We start from the raw sequence: 18,990 nt of genomic DNA, 5'->3' as shown, positions 1-18,990 counted from the left end.
TCCCTTAAATGATGAGGATAAACATTACGCTATAGTTATACATGAATTGGGGATAAGCAGTGTATAAGTTATGTGATTTTTTTCGACAACTGAGTGGATAAATAGTCCAGAATAATAATTTGTGAGTAAGTTGGGGAAAACTTCGGAGAAAGGGGACTCATGAAGTAGCATTTGTATAACTTTCACACGATTCTTGAGGAAATATCAGGAGAACGCATGAATGGAGAGATTCCAATAATAGAAACAGCTACGCTTATAAAATCACCTGAACAAAAATTATTATAAGAAAAGCTTAAGCGCCATTTAAGTTCAAAACCTGTTTCCATCATTTTCGGAGGGCTTTGGACAAACTTGATGCTATATCATTACCGAGTGATTTCGGAGAGAGGCTGGTCATGACTGACGTCACGACCAACCTCTCTTTTTTCGATAATCTTATGGCGTTTGTCTGTCCTTCGCCCTCCTTCAACTGTAAGAATAAGGTTAAAACCTGGATCCTAGCCTCTCCGACTGTACCGCAACCTCCAGTAAGTTGGCTTGTTAGGTTTTCAGCTTCCCGTAAAATGCTGAAATAATTGAGGATCATATTTTCTGGTGTATTAAATCAGGACGGTGGAAGGTTAATTTCATCATAGCTTTTATCATAATAAGGCTGAAAAAACTGATAGCCGAGTAATCGATAATTCAAAATGTAACGACTGGATTGACGGAAATATTTTCCAACACCTATCTGTTGGTAAGTTTCTTTTTCCTTTTTATTTTCATGTTGGTTCAACTTTTGTTTTTGCCTTACCGCTCCCATAACATAGACGGATGTATCGTTACCATCCTGCTGTCGAGACCTGCGACGCTTCATAACCTCACTATACGACTCTCCTTATCTTCTATTGTTTATAGCATATTCCATAGACAAAAAAGATAAGTGTCCCTTGATTTACGCACAGCAACTCAGTCACCACTATTTTGAATCGCTTCTAACTTTGTGTGACACAAAAGAACATAAAAAGCTGTTAAACCTAGCTAGGTTTAACAGCTTTCATTCAAGCCGGAAGTGATAACTCTCCGTCTTGATTAATTAATTCCGCAACATTATTCAACACATAGGGAGTATATTTTAATAATGCTGGTTTCGTGCCTATGCCTGTGAGGACACCAACTCCATAACAACAATGCTTGGAAAATTCCATGTCAATCGATGTATCTCCAATATGAATCACTTCATCTAGTTGCAAATTTTGTTCGTCACAAAACACTTGCAGTGCTTCTATATTTGGTTTTTTATCATATAGATCAGCCGTCGCAATAAAATCCACTTGCTCCGTTAGCTTAAGCATGTCGAGAATAAATTTTGTCACATCATAGTTATCAGCAGTCACAATACCAATTTTTAAGCCGTTTGATTTTAACTGCGCAAATAGCTGTTGTAAATCACAAACAGGTTTGATGTTTTCAGGTTTTTCTTTTACCTTCTCATAGTAAAAGCGATCCAATTCTTTTAAGATTTCTTCACAATCTACCTTTAACATATCACTAATAATTTCCGCTAAATCGACTGATGTTTTTCCAGCAAGCGCGCTGTCTTCGCGAACTGTTTTGCCTTCTAATCCTACTTTGTAGGCAAGTTCCTCTAATTTTTCTTCCTGGTTATGAATTCGGGTAATACTTTCTAAAAATTCGTAAGTGGACTCAATCCATAAGCTATTGAACTCGATTAATGTCCCATCTTTATCAAACAAAATACCTTTAATCATGCACATGCTCCTTCATAAGCTCTAGAAGTTGTCCCCATGTATGAAGGGATGGGTTCTTATCGTTAAAGTAAATTGGATTTGTAAACCCATAAAGTGTACCGTCTGCTCTTCGTACATTCACTCGAATATAATGGTAAGCATCGTCGCTCCAATTGAATAGATAGCTCGCGTGATTATCCATTATTTTCGATACAACCTCACCATCCACAACCCATTCTATTTCAATGGCTTCATTTGTATCGATACTTACTTTTATTTCACCTGTCGACCTATCACATTGATCGCCAGCTATGAATTGTTCCAGTTGGCAGCTAATTTTTTCACCTCTTGAAACGACAACATGTCCCTGTTTCACTGCTGTTATAAGATTCGTAACAGACAGCCCTTCACAGTATACGAATGTGCCAGGATCACCGATAAGAGAAGCTTCTTCACTACCTTCATAGCGTTCTTCAGGTTTCAAATGTGAATCTGAACCACCAATTCCGGTAATACGATGACCGTCTTTTAACAGCATGTCCCAAGCAATTAATGCCCATTCCGTCGCCTGTGGATTGTATCCATACGTCGGATCATTCCAAACTTCTAACGTATCTACTTTATTTAATGGCGTATCGTTAAACAGCCATTTCCATTCCGTTAAAAATGGATGATTAATCGAAATTAGCGCGTTTCCATATTGCCCAGCAATAATATTATTCATGCCTTGTTCTGTCAGCATATCCCCTAGATGACAATCCTCGAACGGGGAACAATTTGTATTCAAAATATTGAAATGCCCTAATGGTGCAGTTACTTCTATCCCCGGTAATACCAGCACTGATGTATCATTTACCCAAGAAGTTGGCACGATATTGTGATCGGTCGCAACAAAGAAATCTAATTGTTGGTTTTTCGCACTTGCCATATTTTCTTCTCTCGTCATTTGACCGTCCGAATAAATGGTATGCGTATGAAAATCACCTTTGTACCATCTAGCCTCGTTCTGTACGATTCGCTCTGGATTACCAGCCATTTCATTCCAATACAACTCATTTGTCGATCGATCTGTTCTTTCCGTATCGAATTGCACCTCTATAAAAGGTTTTTCTATATTTTCCTTATTAGCAACAGTAGCAATTACTTCGATTGTCCATGTACCTACTGAAATAGATCCGGCCGTTGTATAAGGACTTGTCCCTTCCATTTGTTCATGAATAACAATTGGTTGTGGTGTTTTACCTGTAACATATTGTGCGCGTAATTGCCCGGTCGGATCGTATACTAAATAAGTGCCCCAAATACTTTCTCGATGATATAGTTGTAGACCGATAGATTGTATATTCTCTGAAACATCGAATGTAAATGTATTATGAATCACTCTTTCGCTTGTATCATCCATTAGTTCCAGCTTGATCGTATTTTGTATCATGCACTCACCCTGCCCTATTTTTTAGTTCAGTTCATCTAACGCTTCTTGCGCTACTTTCTTCGCTTCTTTTAATGCTTCTTCTACGGAAACATTTTGAAGTTCTACTTTGTCTGCTGCAATGGAGATTGCATCAACAATTTTACCGCCAGTTGGATCTACGAAATCTGGTGAACCAGTCAATGCTTGTTTATATGGTATTCCTGCATAAGGGTTTTCCTCGATAAACGCTGCATATTCAGGTACTTCCATTGCAGATTCACGAACTGGAATATACCCAATATGTTCAGCCCAATCCACATTCACTTCGCTACTCGAGAAATAGCTCATAAATTTATATGCCGCTGCAATTTCTTCATCGCTATTAACCGCTGGAACAGCCATAAACAATGCACCTACGGTAGGGGCTGCTGCATTACCGTTTAAACCTGGTTGTGGGATGGAGTCAATAACCGTAAAGTCGAGATCACCTTTATCTCCTGATGAACCAGTGTATCCAGCTGCTTTACCTGCCAATACTTCGTCGATTGTTTTATACCAATATTCCCAGCCCTGTCCACCAGAGTTAACTTTCATCGTTTTTTCTTCGTGAATTTGCTTACGAATAAATTCCCAAGCATCCACCCATGCATCGCTATCAATTAATACTTCTTTTCCATCTTCACTAATAATTTCTCCGCCATTACTCAAAGCGATATCTATTAAGTTTCCGCTACCCCACATCGGTAAATGACCATACTCTACTACACCTTGTGCTTGTAACTTTTTAGATGCTTCTGCTACGTTTTCCCAAGACGCAAATACTTCTTTTGGATCCATCCCTGCTTGTTCATAAATATCTTTTCTAAAATACATCACTTGTGTTGACCCATAAGCTGGTAATGCATATAACTCGTCACCAATATAAGCAGCATCGATAAATACATCTAAGAAATCTTCTTTATCGTAAATGCTATCTTCACTTGCATACTTATTTAACGGTGCTAATGCTGATTTACTCGCTAAATCTACAAGTGAACTAGACCCTGTGATGAATAAACCCGGTGCATCCTTCGCTGCAATTGCTGCTTGTAGCTTTTGATATGTTTCCGAATAGCTTGCTTGAGGCACTGCTTTCACGATTACTTCATCTTGGGATTTATTAAACCCATCGATAATTTCTTTCATTTTTAGATCTGCTTCACTACCAAGACCATACCAAAACTCAATGGTAGTTGGACCAGATGATTCACTTGCTGTTCCTGTACTGCCTTCCTCGCTTTTACTTGAACACGCTGCTAATATCATCAATAATGCCGACACGATAATAGCAAATAATAGATTCTTCTTCATTTGAAACACTCCTTTTTGTTTTTTATCCTTTTAAGCCGCTATCACTAATACCTTTTATAAACCACTTGTTTAGAAGTACAAATAATAGTAAAAGTGGTACGACAGTTAAAACATTTGCTGCCATTATGAAAGGCCATGTATCGGCGAAAGATCCTACGTTTGTGAAAAATCGGTTAAGCCCAACAGTGATTAAATACTTATCCTCACTTTTTACGATTAAAGATGGCCATAAGTAATTGTTATACATCGATACAAACCCTATTAAACCAGCAATAAAAATAGTTGATTTACACATTGGGATCATCACTTTAGTTAAAACTGCAAAGTCGTTTGCACCTTCTGAACGAGCCGCCTCAATCATCTCTTTCGGCACTTGCATAAAAGCTTGCCGCAGTAAGAAAATCGTAAAGACACTTGCGACGTTGGAAACAACAATTCCTGTCAATGAATCTAGTAAACCCATTTTAGAGAGCAATATATAACTCGGAACATACGTAGCCGCTGCTGGCAGCATATATGTGATGAGAATAGAGTTGAATAATAACGACTTTCCTTTAAACTTCAACTGCGTTAATGCATAAGCAATCATGCTAGACAAAACTACTTGAAGAATAACGATACAAATCGAAGTAAACGCACTATTGAACATATACAACCAAAAAGGTGCCATCTCTAATGCACCAGAGAAATTACCCCATTGTAGCGTTTCCGGGAAAAGCGTAATAGGTACAGCAAAAATTTCTTCCGTCGTTTTTAACGAACTTAATATCATCCATATAAGTGGAAATACCATCATTAAGCTGAAAACAATGAGGAAGGCATACCGAAATACCGATTTGGATCTATTAAAAGTTTGTTGCATACCCTTCGCCCCCTTTAATAATGAACCCATTTTTTCGACGTATAGAACAGTAAAAAAGCAAGTACACCAGTTAATATAACGATAATGGTGGATAAGGCTGTAGCCTGTCCCATATTAAACTGCTCAAATGCCATTTGGTAATACAAGTACAACAGCGTTCTCGTACTACCTGCTGGACCACCTTGTGTCATCACTTGAATTTGATCGTAAGCTTGTATCGCGTCAATAAGCGAAATAATAACTAAAAATAAAGTCGTAGGCGAAACTAAAGGAATGGTTATATACTTACTATTTTGCCACCATGAAGTTCCTTCCATTTTCCCTACTTCATACAGTTCATTCGGAATTTTAGACAATGCATCTGCATAGAAAAGCATTGCCCATCCAGCATTCTTCCAAATAGTGACGATAATAATTGCCCACATAGCCGTATTCGAATCAGTTAACCAAGAGGGCTGAGGCAAATGAAACCAACCAAGTATTTGGTTCAATAAACCAACATCCGGCTGAAAAATCCACGTCCACACAATCGACATCGCAACCATTGGTGTAATCCACGGCGAGAATAACAATGACTTAAATAGAGTGGATCCTTTCATCACTTTTTTCAGTAAAGCTGCAAATACAAGACCGAAAATAATCGTCGGGATCACTGTCATGACACTGAAGAATGCAGTGTTTTTTAATGCGGCATAGAAATTTCCGCTCGTTAATATCGTTTGATAGTTTTCTAGCATAACGTGATTAAACTCAGGGCTAATATAATCCCAGTCAGTTGTACTTAACCAAAGAGATACGAACATCGGGATGAACCAAAATGCAAGTAATGGAACTAACGGAATCCCTACAAAGAAAAGTATTTTGCCATAACCTTTTAAACGGTCCACCGTTATACCACCACCGTATCTTTAACAAACGTTTCGATAGCCTTACCTGTTTCTTTTTCAAACAGATGTACTTTTCGAGGGTTTAGTTTAATGTGCAAATGTTGCTTGGATTGAATATCCAATTCGTTATGCACACGAACTGTCAACTTTTGCCCCATTATTTCTCCGTACACATATTTATCTGCTCCCATCATTTCTACACGATGAATAGTCAATTTAATCGCATCTGGTTCACTCACAAGTTCGATATCCTCCGGTCGAACACCAATAATAATTTCATTTGGCGTACTGTTATCAAGTGGCATTTCGACAATTTTCTGCTCATCTATCTTTAATGCGTGAGAAGTTACTTTAACTGTTAAAAAGTTTATAGTTGGTGAACCTATAAAACTCGCTACAAACATATTGGCAGGATGCATATATACTTCATGTGGCGTTCCAACTTGTTGAATTGCTCCATCTTTTAGTACAACAATGCGAGACGCCATCGTCATTGCTTCCGTTTGATCATGCGTTACGTAAACAGTTGTTGTACCTAATTGGTTATGTAGTTGAATAATCTCCTCTCGCATTTGAATACGAAGCTTTGCATCTAAATTTGATAGCGGCTCATCCATTAAGAAAATATTCGTATTACGCACGATCGCTCTTCCTAAGGCAACACGCTGTCTTTGTCCTCCAGATAAATCTTTAGGTTTTCGTTTTAAATAATTTGTGAGCCCTAGCTTCGCAGCCGTCTCCTCTACTCTTTCCTTTATGACTTTTTTATCTTCTTTTCTAATTTTCAAACCGAATGCAATATTATCAAACACCGTTAAATGCGGGAAAAGTGCGTAGTTTTGAAATACCATTGCAATGCCGCGATCCTTAGAAGGTACATCATTCATCACTTGCTCATTGATCGATAGTTCTCCGGAAGTGATGCTTTCTAATCCGGCAATCATTCGTAAAGTGGTTGATTTCCCACATCCTGAAGGTCCAACTAAGACGATAAATTCCTTATCATAAATATCTAGATTAAAGTTTTCTAGAATCTTTTCTTGATTGGTATCATATTGCTTAGTGATATTTTTCAATGAAATTTTCTTCACAATTGCTCGCACCTGCTTTTGAATTTATTTGTTTATTCTTTTGTTTTTCTTCGTTTTCATCTCTCAAATCAAATAATACAGAACAATTGTAAATACAATTAAAGATTTATTGTAAATATAGTGTAAATAATCATTTGATTTGTTGTTTATTCTTTTTATTTATTTGATATTTGTTTATAGTAATAGATAATTGCTTTAGAAGAATCGAGGGATTATATGTTGAAAAACGAGCGCTATCAACACATATTAAATTATTTAAATGAAAAGAAATCAGTAAAAGTAGTGTATTTAAGTAGTTTGCTAGATGTGACCCAGGAAACAATTAGACGTGATTTGGAGCATTTAGAACAGTTAGGAGAAATCGAACGAGTCCACGGGGGTGCCATTTTAAAACATACTATTATAGAAGAAACGAATTTCACTATTCGAGAAGCTGTCAATATCGAAGAGAAAAAACTGATTGCTAGCCACGCTGTACAATTTGTAAAAGAAGGAAACTTCGTAGCATTAGATGTCAGTACAACGAATACAGAAATCGCCAAGGAGCTTGTACAAAGCTTCCACTCTTTGTCGATCATTACAAACTCTATTATTATTGCAACGATTTTATGTGAAAATCCAAATTTTAATGTGTATTTACCAAGTGGGAAAATTAGGAATTCTGAGCTATGTATCGTAGGAGGTTCTTGCGTTTCTTATATCGAAAAGTTTAATATCGATACTTTTTTCATGAGTGTGAGTGGAATTTCTTTAGAAAAAGGATTAACTGATTATGGGGATGGCGAATACGAGGTAAAAATGGCAATGTATCGGAATGCTAGAAAAGTGTTCGTCGTAGCAGATCATACAAAATTTGACTCTGTGGCAATGCTTAAAATCGGAGACTTGAAAAGTGTAGATGGCATCATTACTGACTCAAATATTAGTCAGCCGGTACTTGAAAAGTATGAGAAGCATGATATTCATGTGTTTGTTTGAAGCTTACTGTACCGTTACTATTTAGTACATTGGCGTTCGCTTCTTACGGGCGAACGCCGAGCCTTCTTATTTGTCTTTTTACCTACGTACTTATTTCAAAACATATGCCGCTAATACACTTTGCACTTTATAAATATTCAATGATTTGTTGAATTTCTTTTGAATCGGTATCGCACTTCCAGATAACCAAATTTTCAATTCAGCATCTAAGTCTAAAGTTCCCGCTGTTTCAATCGAAAAATGGACGACACTTTTGTATGGAATGGAGTGATATTCTACTTTCTTACCAGTCATTCCTTGCTTGTCGATGAGCAATAGTCGTTTATCTGTGAAAACAAATAAATCTCGAATAAGCTTATACGCATGTTCTACTTTTTCAGTAGAAACTAGTAAATCCTTTAACTCTTTTTCGACTTTATCCAGTTCTACCTCTGATGCATTTCCCATTAAACCATCTAAAAATCCCATTTTCATCTCTCCTTTTTCACTAACTTCCCGTATCATTTACTTCAATCATTTTACCATATAAACGAGGTAAACATTTGAATATTTCGACTATTGAAAGTTAACTATTCAAGGGAGACAAACTCCTATAGCAAAATGGTTAATACTATCCTGTATTGAATTTTTTGCGACACAGGACGTTACACTCTCCCTTTCATCACTTTTGCCATTTGTTGAGAACTTACATCTTCTTCCTCCTGGAGTTTATGAACGATATTAAGATAGTCCTTCTCATTACGATTTTGACTTAATTTATAGGCAGCTTGAACTTCTTGTATTTTAATTTTAAAACCAACGATGCCTTTTAGTTCTTTTTCTAAAACTTGCGGAGAAAGTTTTTCCCATAATACTGGATTTTCACGATGTTTTTCATATTTGTGTAGCATTGCTGTTAGTTCTTGTTTTAACTCTTCTTCATTCAAAATGCTAGCTGTTCCATATACATGAACAGCCTGATAATTCCATGTTGGAACATTTTCATGCTCGTACCATGAAGACGAAATGTAAGCATGCGGTCCTTGGAACATAACGAGAACATCCTCACTCGTTTCGAATGTTCTCCATTGTGGGTTGCCATAAGCCATATGCCCAGTTAAAAAGTTGTCCCCATCTTTTTCACTTAATCCCAGAGGTAGATGAGTAGCGATTGGTTTACCTTTTTTGGTTGTAACAATCGTTCCAAATGAGTTTTTTTGAACAAATTCTTTCATTTCATTAAAATCTGTTATTTTATAATACTTAGGTATATACATGAATGACTCCCCCTTGATTTGTAATAGCTTATACAATCTAAGTCAATAGTATGATACAAGCTGACATTTAAAAAGGTACAATTATAAATAATCAAACATGTCAAAGGAGATTTTCATGAAGAACATCATTTTTGCATTTAACGAAGACTCCACCAAATATAAACAAATCTACGAGCAACTTAAAATACTTATCGAGCGAGGCGACATACTGCCTGATGAGCAATTACCATCTATTAGACAGCTTGCAGAATCCCTCCATGTAAGTCGCAATACGACATTAACAGCTTATGATTTACTTGTAGCAGAAGGCTATATTCGCGGAGAAGGGAGAAGAGGTTATTTTGTAAATGAAATAGAGCCGATTTTATTCCAAGAAGCACTAATCGCTCCTAATATAAAGCAAACAGAGTCAATAACACCTGTCCACATTGACTTTCGAGCAGGGGCAGTGGATAAGGCAAATTTCCCTTTAAAAATTTGGCGGAGAATCTCCAATCAAGCATTAACGTTACAGGAAAGCTTTCTATATGGGGACCCCTTTGGTGAAGTGTGCCTACGTGAGCAAATTGCTACATACTTACTCCAATCTCGTGGGGTGAAAACGGACGCAAATGCCATCATTATCGGTAGTAGTACTCAACAAATGCTCATCCATCTTGGGCATATACTAAAGGATGATTTCCCAAGCGTTATCGTCGAAGATCCTGGCTATGATGGTGCTAGAGAAGCTTTTCAATTTCATCGCTTCACACTTGAAACTTTACCTGTTTATGAAACAGGAGCTGATTTTTCAAGAATAGAACAGATGAAATCACAAGTCATCTATGTAACACCTTCGCATCACAGTCCAATCGGTGTCAGTATGTCCATTCAACAACGACAAATACTTATCCATTGGGCGAACAAGATAAATGGATATATTATCGAAGACGATTACGATAGTGAGTTTCGCTATACACAGCAACCATTTCCAGCTCTCGCTTCCATTGATTCGACAAGAGTCATTTATCTAGGAAACTTTTCTAAGTCCTTTCTTCCAGGAATCCGATTAAGCTATATGGTGTTGCCACCGTCACTTTTAAAACGTTATAAACAGCAGTTTCATCACTTTGAGAGTACCTCTTCCCTTCTTAGCCAACTCACCATGGCTAAATTTATGGAAGAAGGAGAATGGAATCGCCATATTAAACGTATGCGTCTTGTGTATAAACGAAAAATGCGGCACATAGTATCAGCATTAAAAGAACAACTTGAAAAGCATGTATCTATTATTGGCGAGCAATCTGGTTTATACATATTAGTAAAAGTACACTTGAAGTATTCGGAAGAAGAGCTAATCGAGCGCGCTTCCTTATCCGGAGTGAAAGTGTATCCTACCTCGCTCTACTTCATTAACAACAATACTGCTGAACCAATTATTAAACTTGGTTTTAGTAATCTTTCTTATGATGAAATAGAGCATGGTGTAGAGCTTTTAAGTAAAGCTTGGTTATAAAAAAAGAGACCGCCTAATGCTAACGCATCAAGCGGTCAAACACAATAGATATTCTACTCAGTAACTTCCTTCACTGTCGGTTTTCCCGCCTCTAGCAACACTTTACTTCTACCTAAGAAAACACCTACTATTAAAATTAGTATCCCAGTTCCTACGAGTAACCATTCGATTTTTACAACATCTGATATCGGTCCAAAAATGAGCATTCCAATAGGCATCATGGATGTAGAAATCATCCCAAACACGCCAAATACCCTACCAAGATAATTGCTTTCCACTTTCTCTTGGACTAAAACCATCGTTGGTGTATTGAAAATTGGCATCGCAACTCCGAATATACCCATAAAGGCTAAGTAAATCCAAAATACAGGAATAATCCCTAGAGCAAACGTACAAATACCCATTAATATACTGGCGAATGTCATCGTGTATACCCTATTGGAAAAGCCTCCCCAGGAAGCAATAATCCCTCCACCAACCATCATTCCAATCGAAAAAGCAATCTCGATGGCCGTTAAGCGCCATACATCATCACCGAAGCTACGCGCCACTTGGAGTGGAGTTAAAAAGGCAGCAGGTGCCATCAATACAAAGAAAAAAGCGAAAAATAGAAAGAACTTCTTCAGAAAAGCATGCTGTTTAATATATACTAGCCCTTCTTTAAAATCAGTGAAATAACTCGTTGTTTGTTTTTCAGATGCCTTTTCATGCACCGCAATTTTCAAAAATGCCAATAACGTTATAATCGCTATTGCTGCAGTGACGACATCGATAAAGAAAATCACTTCAAGCGAAGCCATTGTTAGTAACGCCGCACTGACCATTGGGGACACGAACATAATGATTGCTTGGATACTCCCATTTATTCCATTCACTTTGGTCAGTTTGTCTTCCGGAACAATTTGAGGCAGAATAGCCCCAACAGCAGGTGTTTGAATACCCGTTCCAACTGCCCGAATTGCAGCCATAACGAATAGTAACCAAATTGGGTCATATCCCATCAAAAATACAATAGCGAGAATAAGTGTTGCTGTCGCAATCAAACCATCCGATACAATAATGAGTAGCTTACGATTATAACGATCGGCCCATACCCCAGCTACTGGCGATAATATAAAAGTGGGGATAAAACCACAAAGGATAAACAGCGTCATCATCATACCCGACTGTGTAGTAAGCGTAATATGCCACATAATTGCATATTGGACTAAGGAAGATCCAAAAAGCGATATTGTCTGGCTACTTAAAAAGATAATAATATTCCTTTTCCAATTATCATAAGTTGAATTCATCTTATTCACGACCTTTTCTATATATATAGTTTTTACTTAAAAGTAAATGGAGTAGGTCTATTTTAACTGGAAATAACTGTCGTATTTTTATGTTTAAAGACAGCAAAAAAGAGGGCAGACTCGTCCCCCTCTTTTTAATTCATAAAATAAAGGTTTTCCTAAAATAGACAGACCAATCCCATTTACCCTGCCCACGAGCAGAGCTTTTGAACGTATTCAATTTAACGATTCAAAAACTGGATTCTTAGTCTCATTGATGCTGTCAAAAGGAAAACCTCCATTTCCATATAGTGAATTTAATTCTACCATAAATTTTTCTGCGATTTCAACTATCAAGGAATACCTCGGTTATTATTGCATCTCTTTTGTCGGTCCCATAATGCCAGGAACAGTTAAACCAGCTTGACGTAGTAATACAGTCATTTGCCCGCGGTGATGTGTTTGATGGTCGATTAAGCCACGTAAAAGTTTACCACGCACGGTCGGTCCAACGAATCCAGTCACTTCTTCTAGTAACATATCATCCGTAAACTTTGTTACTTCAGCTTTAAATGCATCTGCCGCCTTCTCATAAGCTTGTACAATTTCAGATACATCTGTTGGTACTGGCTCACCGCGTCCAGGTGCCGGAATCTGTAAACCTGCAAAATGACCAAATGCTCCTGCTGCACCTACTAAATGCCAAGCAAGCCAACCGAGTGTACTATGCCCTTCTTCTATTGCTTGGTCTAATTTATCATTTGTGATCGCTTTAAACACACTTAATGTTCCTGCTGCTGATACTGTCCAATCTTCTACAAAATCCTCTACTTTACGATACATATATACCACTCCAGTTTTATAATAAGTTTCTCTTCCAATCATAGCTATTGATGAATTTGTTTGCAACAAAGAGAAATATTAGTGGGGCTCTGTTTATTGGCGCAGGGATGATTTCAAGAGGAGAAGTGGCATTAATATTAGCTGCCATGGGGCTTGAGAGTAGTCTATTACCTACAGAATATTACACCGCGATGATTATTGTAGTTATTGTTACAACACTTGTTACACCTCCATTATTAAAATTATTTTTTGGAAACAGGGATTAGAAATTTAGTGCCAGGAACCTATGTGGTTTCTGGCACTTTGTTTACTTTTTGACTTTTACATGAGACGGGTGACAAAAACACTCCAACGTATGGTCATTCACCATCCCTACCGCCTGCATATACGAATAACAAATAGTACCCCCTACAAATTTAAAACCATCTTTTTTCAATCGTTTGCTCATGTAATCACTTATTTCAGTTGAAACAGGAACTTCTTTTACTGTCTTCCAATGGTTCACGATCGGTTTGTTATCAACAAAGCTCCATATATAATTTGAAAATGAACCATATTCCTTTTGGATTCTCAAAAATGACTTTGCATTCGTTACGACGCTTTGAATTTTTAGCTTATTCCGCACAATTCCAGTTTCTTCTCTTAATGACTGCAACTTTTCTTCCGTATAATGAACAATTTTTTCTGCTTCAAAATGATCAAATGCTTTTCGGTAATTTTCTCTTTTCTGTAAAATCGTCCACCAACTTAAGCCCGCTTGTGCCCCTTCTAGACAGAGCATTTCAAATAAAAGCCTATCATCATATACAGGTACTCCCCATTCATTATCATGATACTCCATATACAAAGGCTCTTTTGTAGCTACCCATGCGCATCGTTCAGTCATTTGTGATTTCCTCCTTGCACTATTTATGATAGTGAAATTATACCACACGTATGTTCTGTTTCATATTTAAAGTCATTTCTTGACACCTAAATAAAATTGTATTATGGTTATACACATAAGTATATAACCATATGAGTATAATAGCTAAACAGAAAAGTGGTGAATCCATTGAGCAAACTTCTTGATCATGACAAACCAATTTATATGCAAATTCGAGAAAAAATTGAAGATCAAATTGTAAACGATCAATTGAAAGAAGGAGAACAGGCGCCTTCTACGAATCAGCTAGTAACTTTCTACAAGATCAACCATGCCACTGTATCGAAAGGTGTCAATCAGTTAGTCGAGGAAGGAATTCTTTTTAAAAAGCGAGGGATTGGAATGTTTGTTGCAGAAGGGGCTAAAAAGAAGCTCATTCAAAAACGGAAAGATGCATTTGTAGATGATTATATTGTTGGATTAGTGCACGAAGCCGAAAAATTAGGGATTTCTGAGCGCGAAATCGTTGAGTTCATCCAAAAAATAAAAGGAAGTGAACAAGCATGACATTAACTGTAGAAGCAACGGATTTAAGTTTAACCTATGGGGGTCATCATGCATTACAAAAATTATCGTTTCGATTAAGTGACAAGAAAATTTATGGATTCTTAGGGAGAAATGGAGCGGGAAAAACGTCCCTTCTATCTATACTAGCTTCGTTTCGAGAGCAAACGTCCGGTTCGTTAACGATTAATGAAGAAGCACCATTTGAAAATCCAAATGTAATGCAGCAAGTAGCCTTTATATATAGTAAGGATTATAAAGATGAGTCAGATAACGTAAAAGAAATACTCGAAGGGGTGGAAAGATACCGTCCATATTTTGATAAGGAATATGCACAGCATCTTATTCAAAAATTTAATCTGCCACTAACTAAAAAAGTAAAAGAATTTTCAAAAGGAATGCAATCCGCTCTCAATGTCACTATCGGATTAGCTAGTCGAGCACCAATTACGATATTCGATGAGGCATATTTAGGCATGGATGCACCGACAAGGGAAATTTTTTATCAAGAATTATTAGAAGATCAAGCAAATCATCCAAGAATAATGATTATCTCGACACATCTTGTATCTGAAATGGATTATCTTTTTGACGAAGTGCTTATTTTGCATAAAGGAAGTTTAGTTTTGCAGGAAGAGTATGAATCGCTTATATCAAAAGGAGTGTCCATTACCGGGGCAGCAAGCGAAGTCGATGAGTTCGTCCATTCCATGAAACTACTAAATGTTCAACAACTAGGCAATACAAAGTCTGTCATGATTTATGGGGAGCTGACAGAGCGAGAACGAAAAAATGCACAACAAAGCGGGCTTGAGGTCGGTCCTATTTCACTACAGGATTTATTTATCCACTTAACAGAGGAGGGAAACTAAGATGAAACAAAAAGCAATTTATCCAAAAGTCGCCACGGATCTATATTGGGTTCAATTATTTTGGGCACTTGGTTTTTTAGGTGTCCTTCTCGTTATTCAAATTATTAAAACGATACTTTCTATTACTAAGGGAATTGAAATGAACCAGTATTTCGATGCAGTTTTTATTGCAGCTAATATTTTCATGCTCGTTATCGGCATTATTTCATCTTACGGATTCCTCCCCTACTATGTGGGTAATGGGGTTACACGAAAAGATTATTTTAAAGGTACTGCTATAGCATCTGTTGGTCTCTCGATTACCATTCCGATTATTGCTAGTCTAGTATCCGTTATTCAAATCTTTTTAGTCAATGTAGTAAACCTTTCCATTCTAAAGGATAGCTCACTCGGCAAGAACGCTCCGGTAAATGAAGATGGTTTGATCGGAGAAATGATTCAATCCATTATTTTAACGCCTTTTGTAGATCTCCAAAGTAATTGGCTATTAGCTATTTTCGTCTTTGCTTTAAATATTTTTATCTATTATTTGGTCGGTTGGTTGATCGGCTCTGGATTTTATCGATTTGGCGTTCTATTTGGCTTAATCTGTATTATCATCGCTTTTATAATTATCTATGCACAGGATATCCTTTTAAGAATTGTATTAGACTTACCAGTCCATGACATGTTCGCATCGTTGCAATTGCCCATATATGCGTCTGGCATAGGTATTTTCGTTCTAATAGTCATTACTTTATGGATGATTCGTCAACTGACTAAACGTGTAGCTATTAAAATGTGAATACTAAAATGCGTTCCCTGTGTGAAAAAGGGGAACGCATTTTAAATATTCAAGATGATATAACCTATAACAGAGACTGTTTAGAAGTAATTACTCCGTCCTCATCCGCATACACATATTCTCCTGGCTTCCAGTCAACTCCTCCGAAGTGAAGGACGCTATTACGTTCGCCAGTACCAGCTTTTTTACTTTTTAGCGGATATGTTCCTAATGCAAGAATGCCGACATTCATTTTAGCAAGCTCAGCTGAATCTCTCACATAGCCATTAATAATAATGCCTGCTAACTTTCTTGACTCGGCGATGCCCGCTAGACGGTCGCCAAGTAGTGCACATCCTTTGGAACCACATCCATCCACCACAATGACAGAGCCTTCCGGTACATTTTCCAGTGCTTCAACGACTAGCACGTTATCCTCAAATACATTTACCGTTTCTATTTTTCCCGAAAAACTAGTCTTGTTCCCGAAAGAACGGAACTCCATATCGCAAATTTGTAGAGAATCTGCATGGTCGTCGCATAAATCAGTAGTCTTAAATTCTATCAAAGCTAATCCCTCCTAAGCTTCTTTATCCTATATAGCTAACTATGACAGAATCTTGAATCTTATCTCACTTTAAATGTGTCAAAGTTGTGAATTCGTGTTTTAGAGAGCAAAAATAACACTTACATCAGATGATTTATTTTTGCTATAGTTAAAAACAGACCGGTTGGTATGGAGAGGTGGTACTACGGAAATGGACACTAAATCGCAGATAATCTACATCGCGACAAATCTTTTTCAACAGAAAGGATATAAGGGCGTAGGAGTAAGTGAAATTTTAAACGCATGCACTATTACAAAAGGTGCGCTCTATCATCACTTTCCAAATGGAAAAGAAGAACTACTCATCACTTGTCTTGAGTCAATCGATCAAGCAATTACTACAGACATCGAAGTAATTTTCAAACAATATCAAACCACGCAAGAAGCTCTATGTGCAATGATTGAAAAATTAGTAGCAAACTTTGAACGAGAAGGTACGATTAGTGGTTATACATTTAGCAGTATCGTTAGTGAAATGGCATCCCTAAGTGAACCAGTTCGTAATACATGTTCAAATCTTTACGCAAAAATCCAAGAGATTTATATTAAAAAGTTAGTAGAAGATGGCTTTTCGAAAGATACGGCTGCTTCCATTGCGTTAATGATAACGGCTTCTATCGAAGGTGCGATAATGCTTTGTTTAACGGATAACACAAGTGAACCTCTGAAAGTTATTTCGCATGTACTACCAAATGTATTGAAGGAGTCTTAATAAGTGAATACACAAACCAATGCAATTCCCAATCAACAACAACTCAAAACTGGCCCGATTATGGCTGCTCTTTTAGTGGCGGGCTTTGTCGGACTGTTTAGTGAAACGGCATTAAATATTGCCTTTACAGAATTAAGTCATATATTCAGTGTCGATCCCACAACGATTCAGTGGCTAGCGACAGGATACTTTTTAACATTAGGTATTTTAGTTCCAGTAACAGGTATTTTAATGCAAAAATTCACCACACGTCAAATGTTTATGACTTCTATATTGCTATCCATTTTCGGTACGATTTTAGCTGCTTTAGCACCTGGTTTTGAGCTTTTATTAGTAGCACGTATCATTCAAGCAGCGGGACTGGCAATTAATTTACCTTTAACGCAAAATGTTATTTTTACTATCTTCCCTCCTAATAAACGTGGTGCTGCTATGGGGGTTATGGGCTTAGTTATGTTAGCTGGTCCAGCTCTAGGTCCAACAATTGCAGGACTTATTTTAGATACATTATCATGGCATTGGATTTTCTGGGCTACAATCCCCTTCTTACTGTTTTCACTTTTTTTCGGTATTGTATATTTACGAAATGTGAATGAAATCCGTAAAGTTTCGATTGATGCACTTTCTGTTATTCTTTCGACAATTGGATTCGGTGGTATTGTATACGGATTTAGTGTAAGTGGTGTTTCTGGTTGGACAAGTGGAACTGTTCTTGGATCCATCATCATTGGAGTGTTAGCAATTATCATTTTTGCCATCCGTCAAATGAAAATGGAGAATCCAATGTTGAATTTAAGAGCATTCAATTCCCCACTTTTCGTACTTGGCGTCATTATGAGTTTTATCACGTTCTTTAATATGTTGTCCATGCTTGTCGTTTTACCAATGTATATGCAAATGGCTTTATTAATGGCTGCTTTTACAACAGGTCTTATCCTTCTACCAGGAAGCTTACTAAACTGTATATTAGCTCCAACGATTGGTCGTTTATTTGACAAATATGGTCCAAAAGCAGTTATTACACCAGGAACTATTTTAGTAGCCATTGCTTATGTATTATATACACAATTTGAGACAGATACGGCTACGTGGTTGATCGTAGTCACTCATATTATTATGATGTTAGGTATCGGGGCAGTACTTGCTTCTGTACAAACAAATACATTAAATTCGCTTCCGAAACGGTACTATCCTGACGGGATTGCTATTACGCAAACTATTCAACAAGTAGCTGGAGCTATTGGTATTGCGGTAATGGTATCTGTTTTATCTGCAAAACAGACTAGCTTTTTAGCAACAACTGCAAATGAATTACCACAAGCGGCAGCTGCGGGGTCATCACTAGTCTTTATTATCAGTTTAGTATTGGCTGTGATTAATATTGTGTTGTCTTTATTCATGAAAAAGCCGACTCATCAATAATCAAAAGAGCG

Annotated in this window: 20 protein-coding genes and 1 pseudogene; 8 read left to right on the top strand and 13 right to left on the bottom strand. The window is 37.2% G+C overall.

What is annotated here, in order from left to right; genetic code table 11:
• Positions 1-604 precede the first annotated feature (604 nt).
• From FG383_RS07270 to FG383_RS07240, 7 genes are all read right to left on the bottom strand, one after another.
• Positions 605-856: a hypothetical protein gene (locus tag FG383_RS07270; protein ID WP_142606420.1), complete on the bottom strand. Its 252-nt coding sequence runs from the start codon at positions 854-856 to the stop codon at positions 605-607.
• A gap of 184 nt (positions 857-1,040) precedes the next feature.
• Positions 1,041-1,751: an HAD family hydrolase gene (locus FG383_RS07265; RefSeq protein ID WP_185907871.1), complete on the bottom strand. Its 711-nt coding sequence runs from the start codon at positions 1,749-1,751 to the stop codon at positions 1,041-1,043.
• Positions 1,744-3,162 carry a CehA/McbA family metallohydrolase gene (locus FG383_RS07260; RefSeq protein ID WP_142606416.1) on the bottom strand — a complete coding sequence of 473 codons (1,419 nt, stop codon included), beginning with the start codon at positions 3,160-3,162 and terminating at the stop codon, positions 1,744-1,746. The genes FG383_RS07265 and FG383_RS07260 overlap by 8 nt, the downstream gene beginning before the upstream one ends.
• A 21-nt stretch (positions 3,163-3,183) precedes the next feature.
• Positions 3,184-4,491, bottom strand: a complete 1,308-nt coding sequence (locus FG383_RS07255) for an ABC transporter substrate-binding protein (RefSeq protein ID WP_142606414.1) — start codon at positions 4,489-4,491, stop codon at positions 3,184-3,186.
• Positions 4,492-4,513: 22 nt separating this feature from the next.
• The gene (locus tag FG383_RS07250) at positions 4,514-5,353 is read right to left on the bottom strand and encodes a carbohydrate ABC transporter permease (protein WP_142606412.1); all 840 of its coding nucleotides are present in this window, start codon (positions 5,351-5,353) and stop codon (positions 4,514-4,516) included.
• A gap of 14 nt (positions 5,354-5,367) precedes the next feature.
• Positions 5,368-6,240: a carbohydrate ABC transporter permease gene (locus FG383_RS07245; protein WP_246096895.1), complete on the bottom strand. Its 873-nt coding sequence runs from the start codon at positions 6,238-6,240 to the stop codon at positions 5,368-5,370.
• Between the two features lie 2 nt (positions 6,241-6,242).
• Positions 6,243-7,331 carry an ABC transporter ATP-binding protein gene (locus tag FG383_RS07240; protein ID WP_142606410.1) on the bottom strand — a complete coding sequence of 363 codons (1,089 nt, stop codon included), beginning with the start codon at positions 7,329-7,331 and terminating at the stop codon, positions 6,243-6,245.
• Between the two features lie 216 nt (positions 7,332-7,547).
• Here FG383_RS07240 and FG383_RS07235 point away from each other — a divergent pair, with 216 nt between their 5' ends.
• Positions 7,548-8,309, top strand: coding sequence for a DeoR/GlpR family DNA-binding transcription regulator (locus tag FG383_RS07235; protein WP_142606408.1), 762 nt, complete (start codon positions 7,548-7,550; stop codon positions 8,307-8,309).
• A 90-nt stretch (positions 8,310-8,399) separates the two neighbouring features.
• Here FG383_RS07235 and FG383_RS07230 read toward each other — a convergent pair whose 3' ends face one another.
• Together FG383_RS07230 and FG383_RS07225 are read right to left on the bottom strand one after the other, a co-directional pair.
• Positions 8,400-8,777: a PH domain-containing protein gene (locus tag FG383_RS07230; RefSeq protein WP_142606406.1), complete on the bottom strand. Its 378-nt coding sequence runs from the start codon at positions 8,775-8,777 to the stop codon at positions 8,400-8,402.
• A gap of 176 nt (positions 8,778-8,953) precedes the next feature.
• Complete coding sequence (locus FG383_RS07225; protein ID WP_142606404.1) at positions 8,954-9,565, bottom strand: FMN-binding negative transcriptional regulator; 612 nt, start codon at positions 9,563-9,565, stop codon at positions 8,954-8,956.
• 115 nt (positions 9,566-9,680) lie between these two features.
• On the opposite strand from FG383_RS07225, the gene pdxR reads away from it, so the two are divergent.
• Positions 9,681-11,060 carry a MocR-like pyridoxine biosynthesis transcription factor PdxR gene (gene pdxR, locus FG383_RS07220; RefSeq protein WP_142606402.1) on the top strand — a complete coding sequence of 460 codons (1,380 nt, stop codon included), beginning with the start codon at positions 9,681-9,683 and terminating at the stop codon, positions 11,058-11,060.
• Between the two features lie 53 nt (positions 11,061-11,113).
• On the opposite strand, the gene FG383_RS07215 is transcribed toward pdxR, so the two are convergent.
• Both FG383_RS07215 and FG383_RS07210 read right to left on the bottom strand, forming a co-directional pair.
• Complete coding sequence (locus tag FG383_RS07215) at positions 11,114-12,352, bottom strand: MFS transporter (RefSeq protein WP_142606400.1); 1,239 nt, start codon at positions 12,350-12,352, stop codon at positions 11,114-11,116.
• A gap of 351 nt (positions 12,353-12,703) precedes the next feature.
• Complete coding sequence (locus FG383_RS07210; RefSeq protein WP_142606398.1) at positions 12,704-13,174, bottom strand: DinB family protein; 471 nt, start codon at positions 13,172-13,174, stop codon at positions 12,704-12,706.
• A 74-nt stretch (positions 13,175-13,248) separates the two neighbouring features.
• Between FG383_RS07210 and FG383_RS07205 the strand changes: the two are divergent.
• Positions 13,249-13,440: pseudogene (locus FG383_RS07205) on the top strand (cation:proton antiporter domain-containing protein); the annotation flags it as partial.
• A gap of 41 nt (positions 13,441-13,481) precedes the next feature.
• On the opposite strand, the gene FG383_RS07200 reads toward FG383_RS07205, so the two are convergent.
• Positions 13,482-14,060 carry a DNA-3-methyladenine glycosylase I gene (locus FG383_RS07200; RefSeq protein WP_142606396.1) on the bottom strand — a complete coding sequence of 193 codons (579 nt, stop codon included), beginning with the start codon at positions 14,058-14,060 and terminating at the stop codon, positions 13,482-13,484.
• Positions 14,061-14,264: 204 nt separating this feature from the next.
• On the opposite strand from FG383_RS07200, the gene FG383_RS07195 reads away from it, so the two are divergent.
• Genes FG383_RS07195 through FG383_RS07185 form a run of 3 tightly spaced genes read left to right on the top strand, consistent with a single transcriptional unit; the run spans position 14,265 to position 16,259 of the window.
• The gene (locus FG383_RS07195; RefSeq protein WP_221887514.1) at positions 14,265-14,606 is read left to right on the top strand and encodes a GntR family transcriptional regulator; all 342 of its coding nucleotides are present in this window, start codon (positions 14,265-14,267) and stop codon (positions 14,604-14,606) included.
• Positions 14,603-15,475: an ATP-binding cassette domain-containing protein gene (locus FG383_RS07190; protein ID WP_142606392.1), complete on the top strand. Its 873-nt coding sequence runs from the start codon at positions 14,603-14,605 to the stop codon at positions 15,473-15,475. Before FG383_RS07195 ends, FG383_RS07190 begins: the two co-directional genes overlap by 4 nt.
• Position 15,476: 1 nt before the next feature.
• On the top strand, positions 15,477-16,259 hold the full coding sequence (locus FG383_RS07185; RefSeq protein WP_142606390.1) for a hypothetical protein: 783 nt from the start codon (positions 15,477-15,479) through the stop codon (positions 16,257-16,259).
• Between the two features lie 64 nt (positions 16,260-16,323).
• On the opposite strand, the gene rraA is transcribed toward FG383_RS07185, so the two are convergent.
• On the bottom strand, positions 16,324-16,803 hold the full coding sequence (gene rraA / locus FG383_RS07180; protein WP_142606499.1) for a ribonuclease E activity regulator RraA: 480 nt from the start codon (positions 16,801-16,803) through the stop codon (positions 16,324-16,326).
• Positions 16,804-16,996: 193 nt separating this feature from the next.
• On the opposite strand from rraA, the gene FG383_RS07175 reads away from it, so the two are divergent.
• Complete coding sequence (locus FG383_RS07175; protein ID WP_142606388.1) at positions 16,997-17,557, top strand: TetR/AcrR family transcriptional regulator; 561 nt, start codon at positions 16,997-16,999, stop codon at positions 17,555-17,557.
• Positions 17,558-17,617: 60 nt separating this feature from the next.
• A complete protein-coding gene (locus FG383_RS07170; protein WP_142606497.1) occupies positions 17,618-18,979 on the top strand; it encodes a DHA2 family efflux MFS transporter permease subunit in 1,362 nt (453 codons plus the stop codon).
• The last annotated feature ends 11 nt before the right edge of the window (positions 18,980-18,990 follow it).

It is taken from the genome of Psychrobacillus soli, assembly GCF_006861775.1.
Lineage (GTDB): Bacteria > Bacillota > Bacilli > Bacillales_A > Planococcaceae > Psychrobacillus > Psychrobacillus soli.
The sequence above is the reverse complement of the archived record's forward strand: the minus strand, read 5'-3'. Positions and strand labels throughout refer to the sequence as shown.

Excerpts from the sequence above, each read along its gene's own strand:
- FG383_RS07270 (WP_142606420.1), bottom strand. The coding sequence starts at position 856 with ATGAAGCGTCGCAGGTCTCGACAGCAGGATGGTAACGATACATCCGTC.
- FG383_RS07265 (WP_185907871.1), bottom strand. The coding sequence starts at position 1,751 with ATGATTAAAGGTATTTTGTTTGATAAAGATGGGACATTAATCGAGTTC.
- FG383_RS07260 (WP_142606416.1), bottom strand. The coding sequence starts at position 3,162 with ATGATACAAAATACGATCAAGCTGGAACTAATGGATGATACAAGCGAA.
- FG383_RS07255 (WP_142606414.1), bottom strand. The coding sequence starts at position 4,491 with ATGAAGAAGAATCTATTATTTGCTATTATCGTGTCGGCATTATTGATG.
- FG383_RS07250 (WP_142606412.1), bottom strand. The coding sequence starts at position 5,353 with ATGCAACAAACTTTTAATAGATCCAAATCGGTATTTCGGTATGCCTTC.
- FG383_RS07235 (WP_142606408.1), top strand. The coding sequence starts at position 7,548 with ATGTTGAAAAACGAGCGCTATCAACACATATTAAATTATTTAAATGAA.
- FG383_RS07230 (WP_142606406.1), bottom strand. The coding sequence starts at position 8,777 with ATGGGATTTTTAGATGGTTTAATGGGAAATGCATCAGAGGTAGAACTG.
- FG383_RS07225 (WP_142606404.1), bottom strand. The coding sequence starts at position 9,565 with ATGTATATACCTAAGTATTATAAAATAACAGATTTTAATGAAATGAAA.
- pdxR (WP_142606402.1), top strand. The coding sequence starts at position 9,681 with ATGAAGAACATCATTTTTGCATTTAACGAAGACTCCACCAAATATAAA.
- FG383_RS07215 (WP_142606400.1), bottom strand. The coding sequence starts at position 12,352 with ATGAATTCAACTTATGATAATTGGAAAAGGAATATTATTATCTTTTTA.
- FG383_RS07210 (WP_142606398.1), bottom strand. The coding sequence starts at position 13,174 with ATGTATCGTAAAGTAGAGGATTTTGTAGAAGATTGGACAGTATCAGCA.
- FG383_RS07200 (WP_142606396.1), bottom strand. The coding sequence starts at position 14,060 with ATGACTGAACGATGCGCATGGGTAGCTACAAAAGAGCCTTTGTATATG.
- FG383_RS07195 (WP_221887514.1), top strand. The coding sequence starts at position 14,265 with ATGCAAATTCGAGAAAAAATTGAAGATCAAATTGTAAACGATCAATTG.
- FG383_RS07190 (WP_142606392.1), top strand. The coding sequence starts at position 14,603 with ATGACATTAACTGTAGAAGCAACGGATTTAAGTTTAACCTATGGGGGT.
- FG383_RS07185 (WP_142606390.1), top strand. The coding sequence starts at position 15,477 with ATGAAACAAAAAGCAATTTATCCAAAAGTCGCCACGGATCTATATTGG.
- FG383_RS07175 (WP_142606388.1), top strand. The coding sequence starts at position 16,997 with ATGGACACTAAATCGCAGATAATCTACATCGCGACAAATCTTTTTCAA.
- FG383_RS07170 (WP_142606497.1), top strand. The coding sequence starts at position 17,618 with ATGGCTGCTCTTTTAGTGGCGGGCTTTGTCGGACTGTTTAGTGAAACG.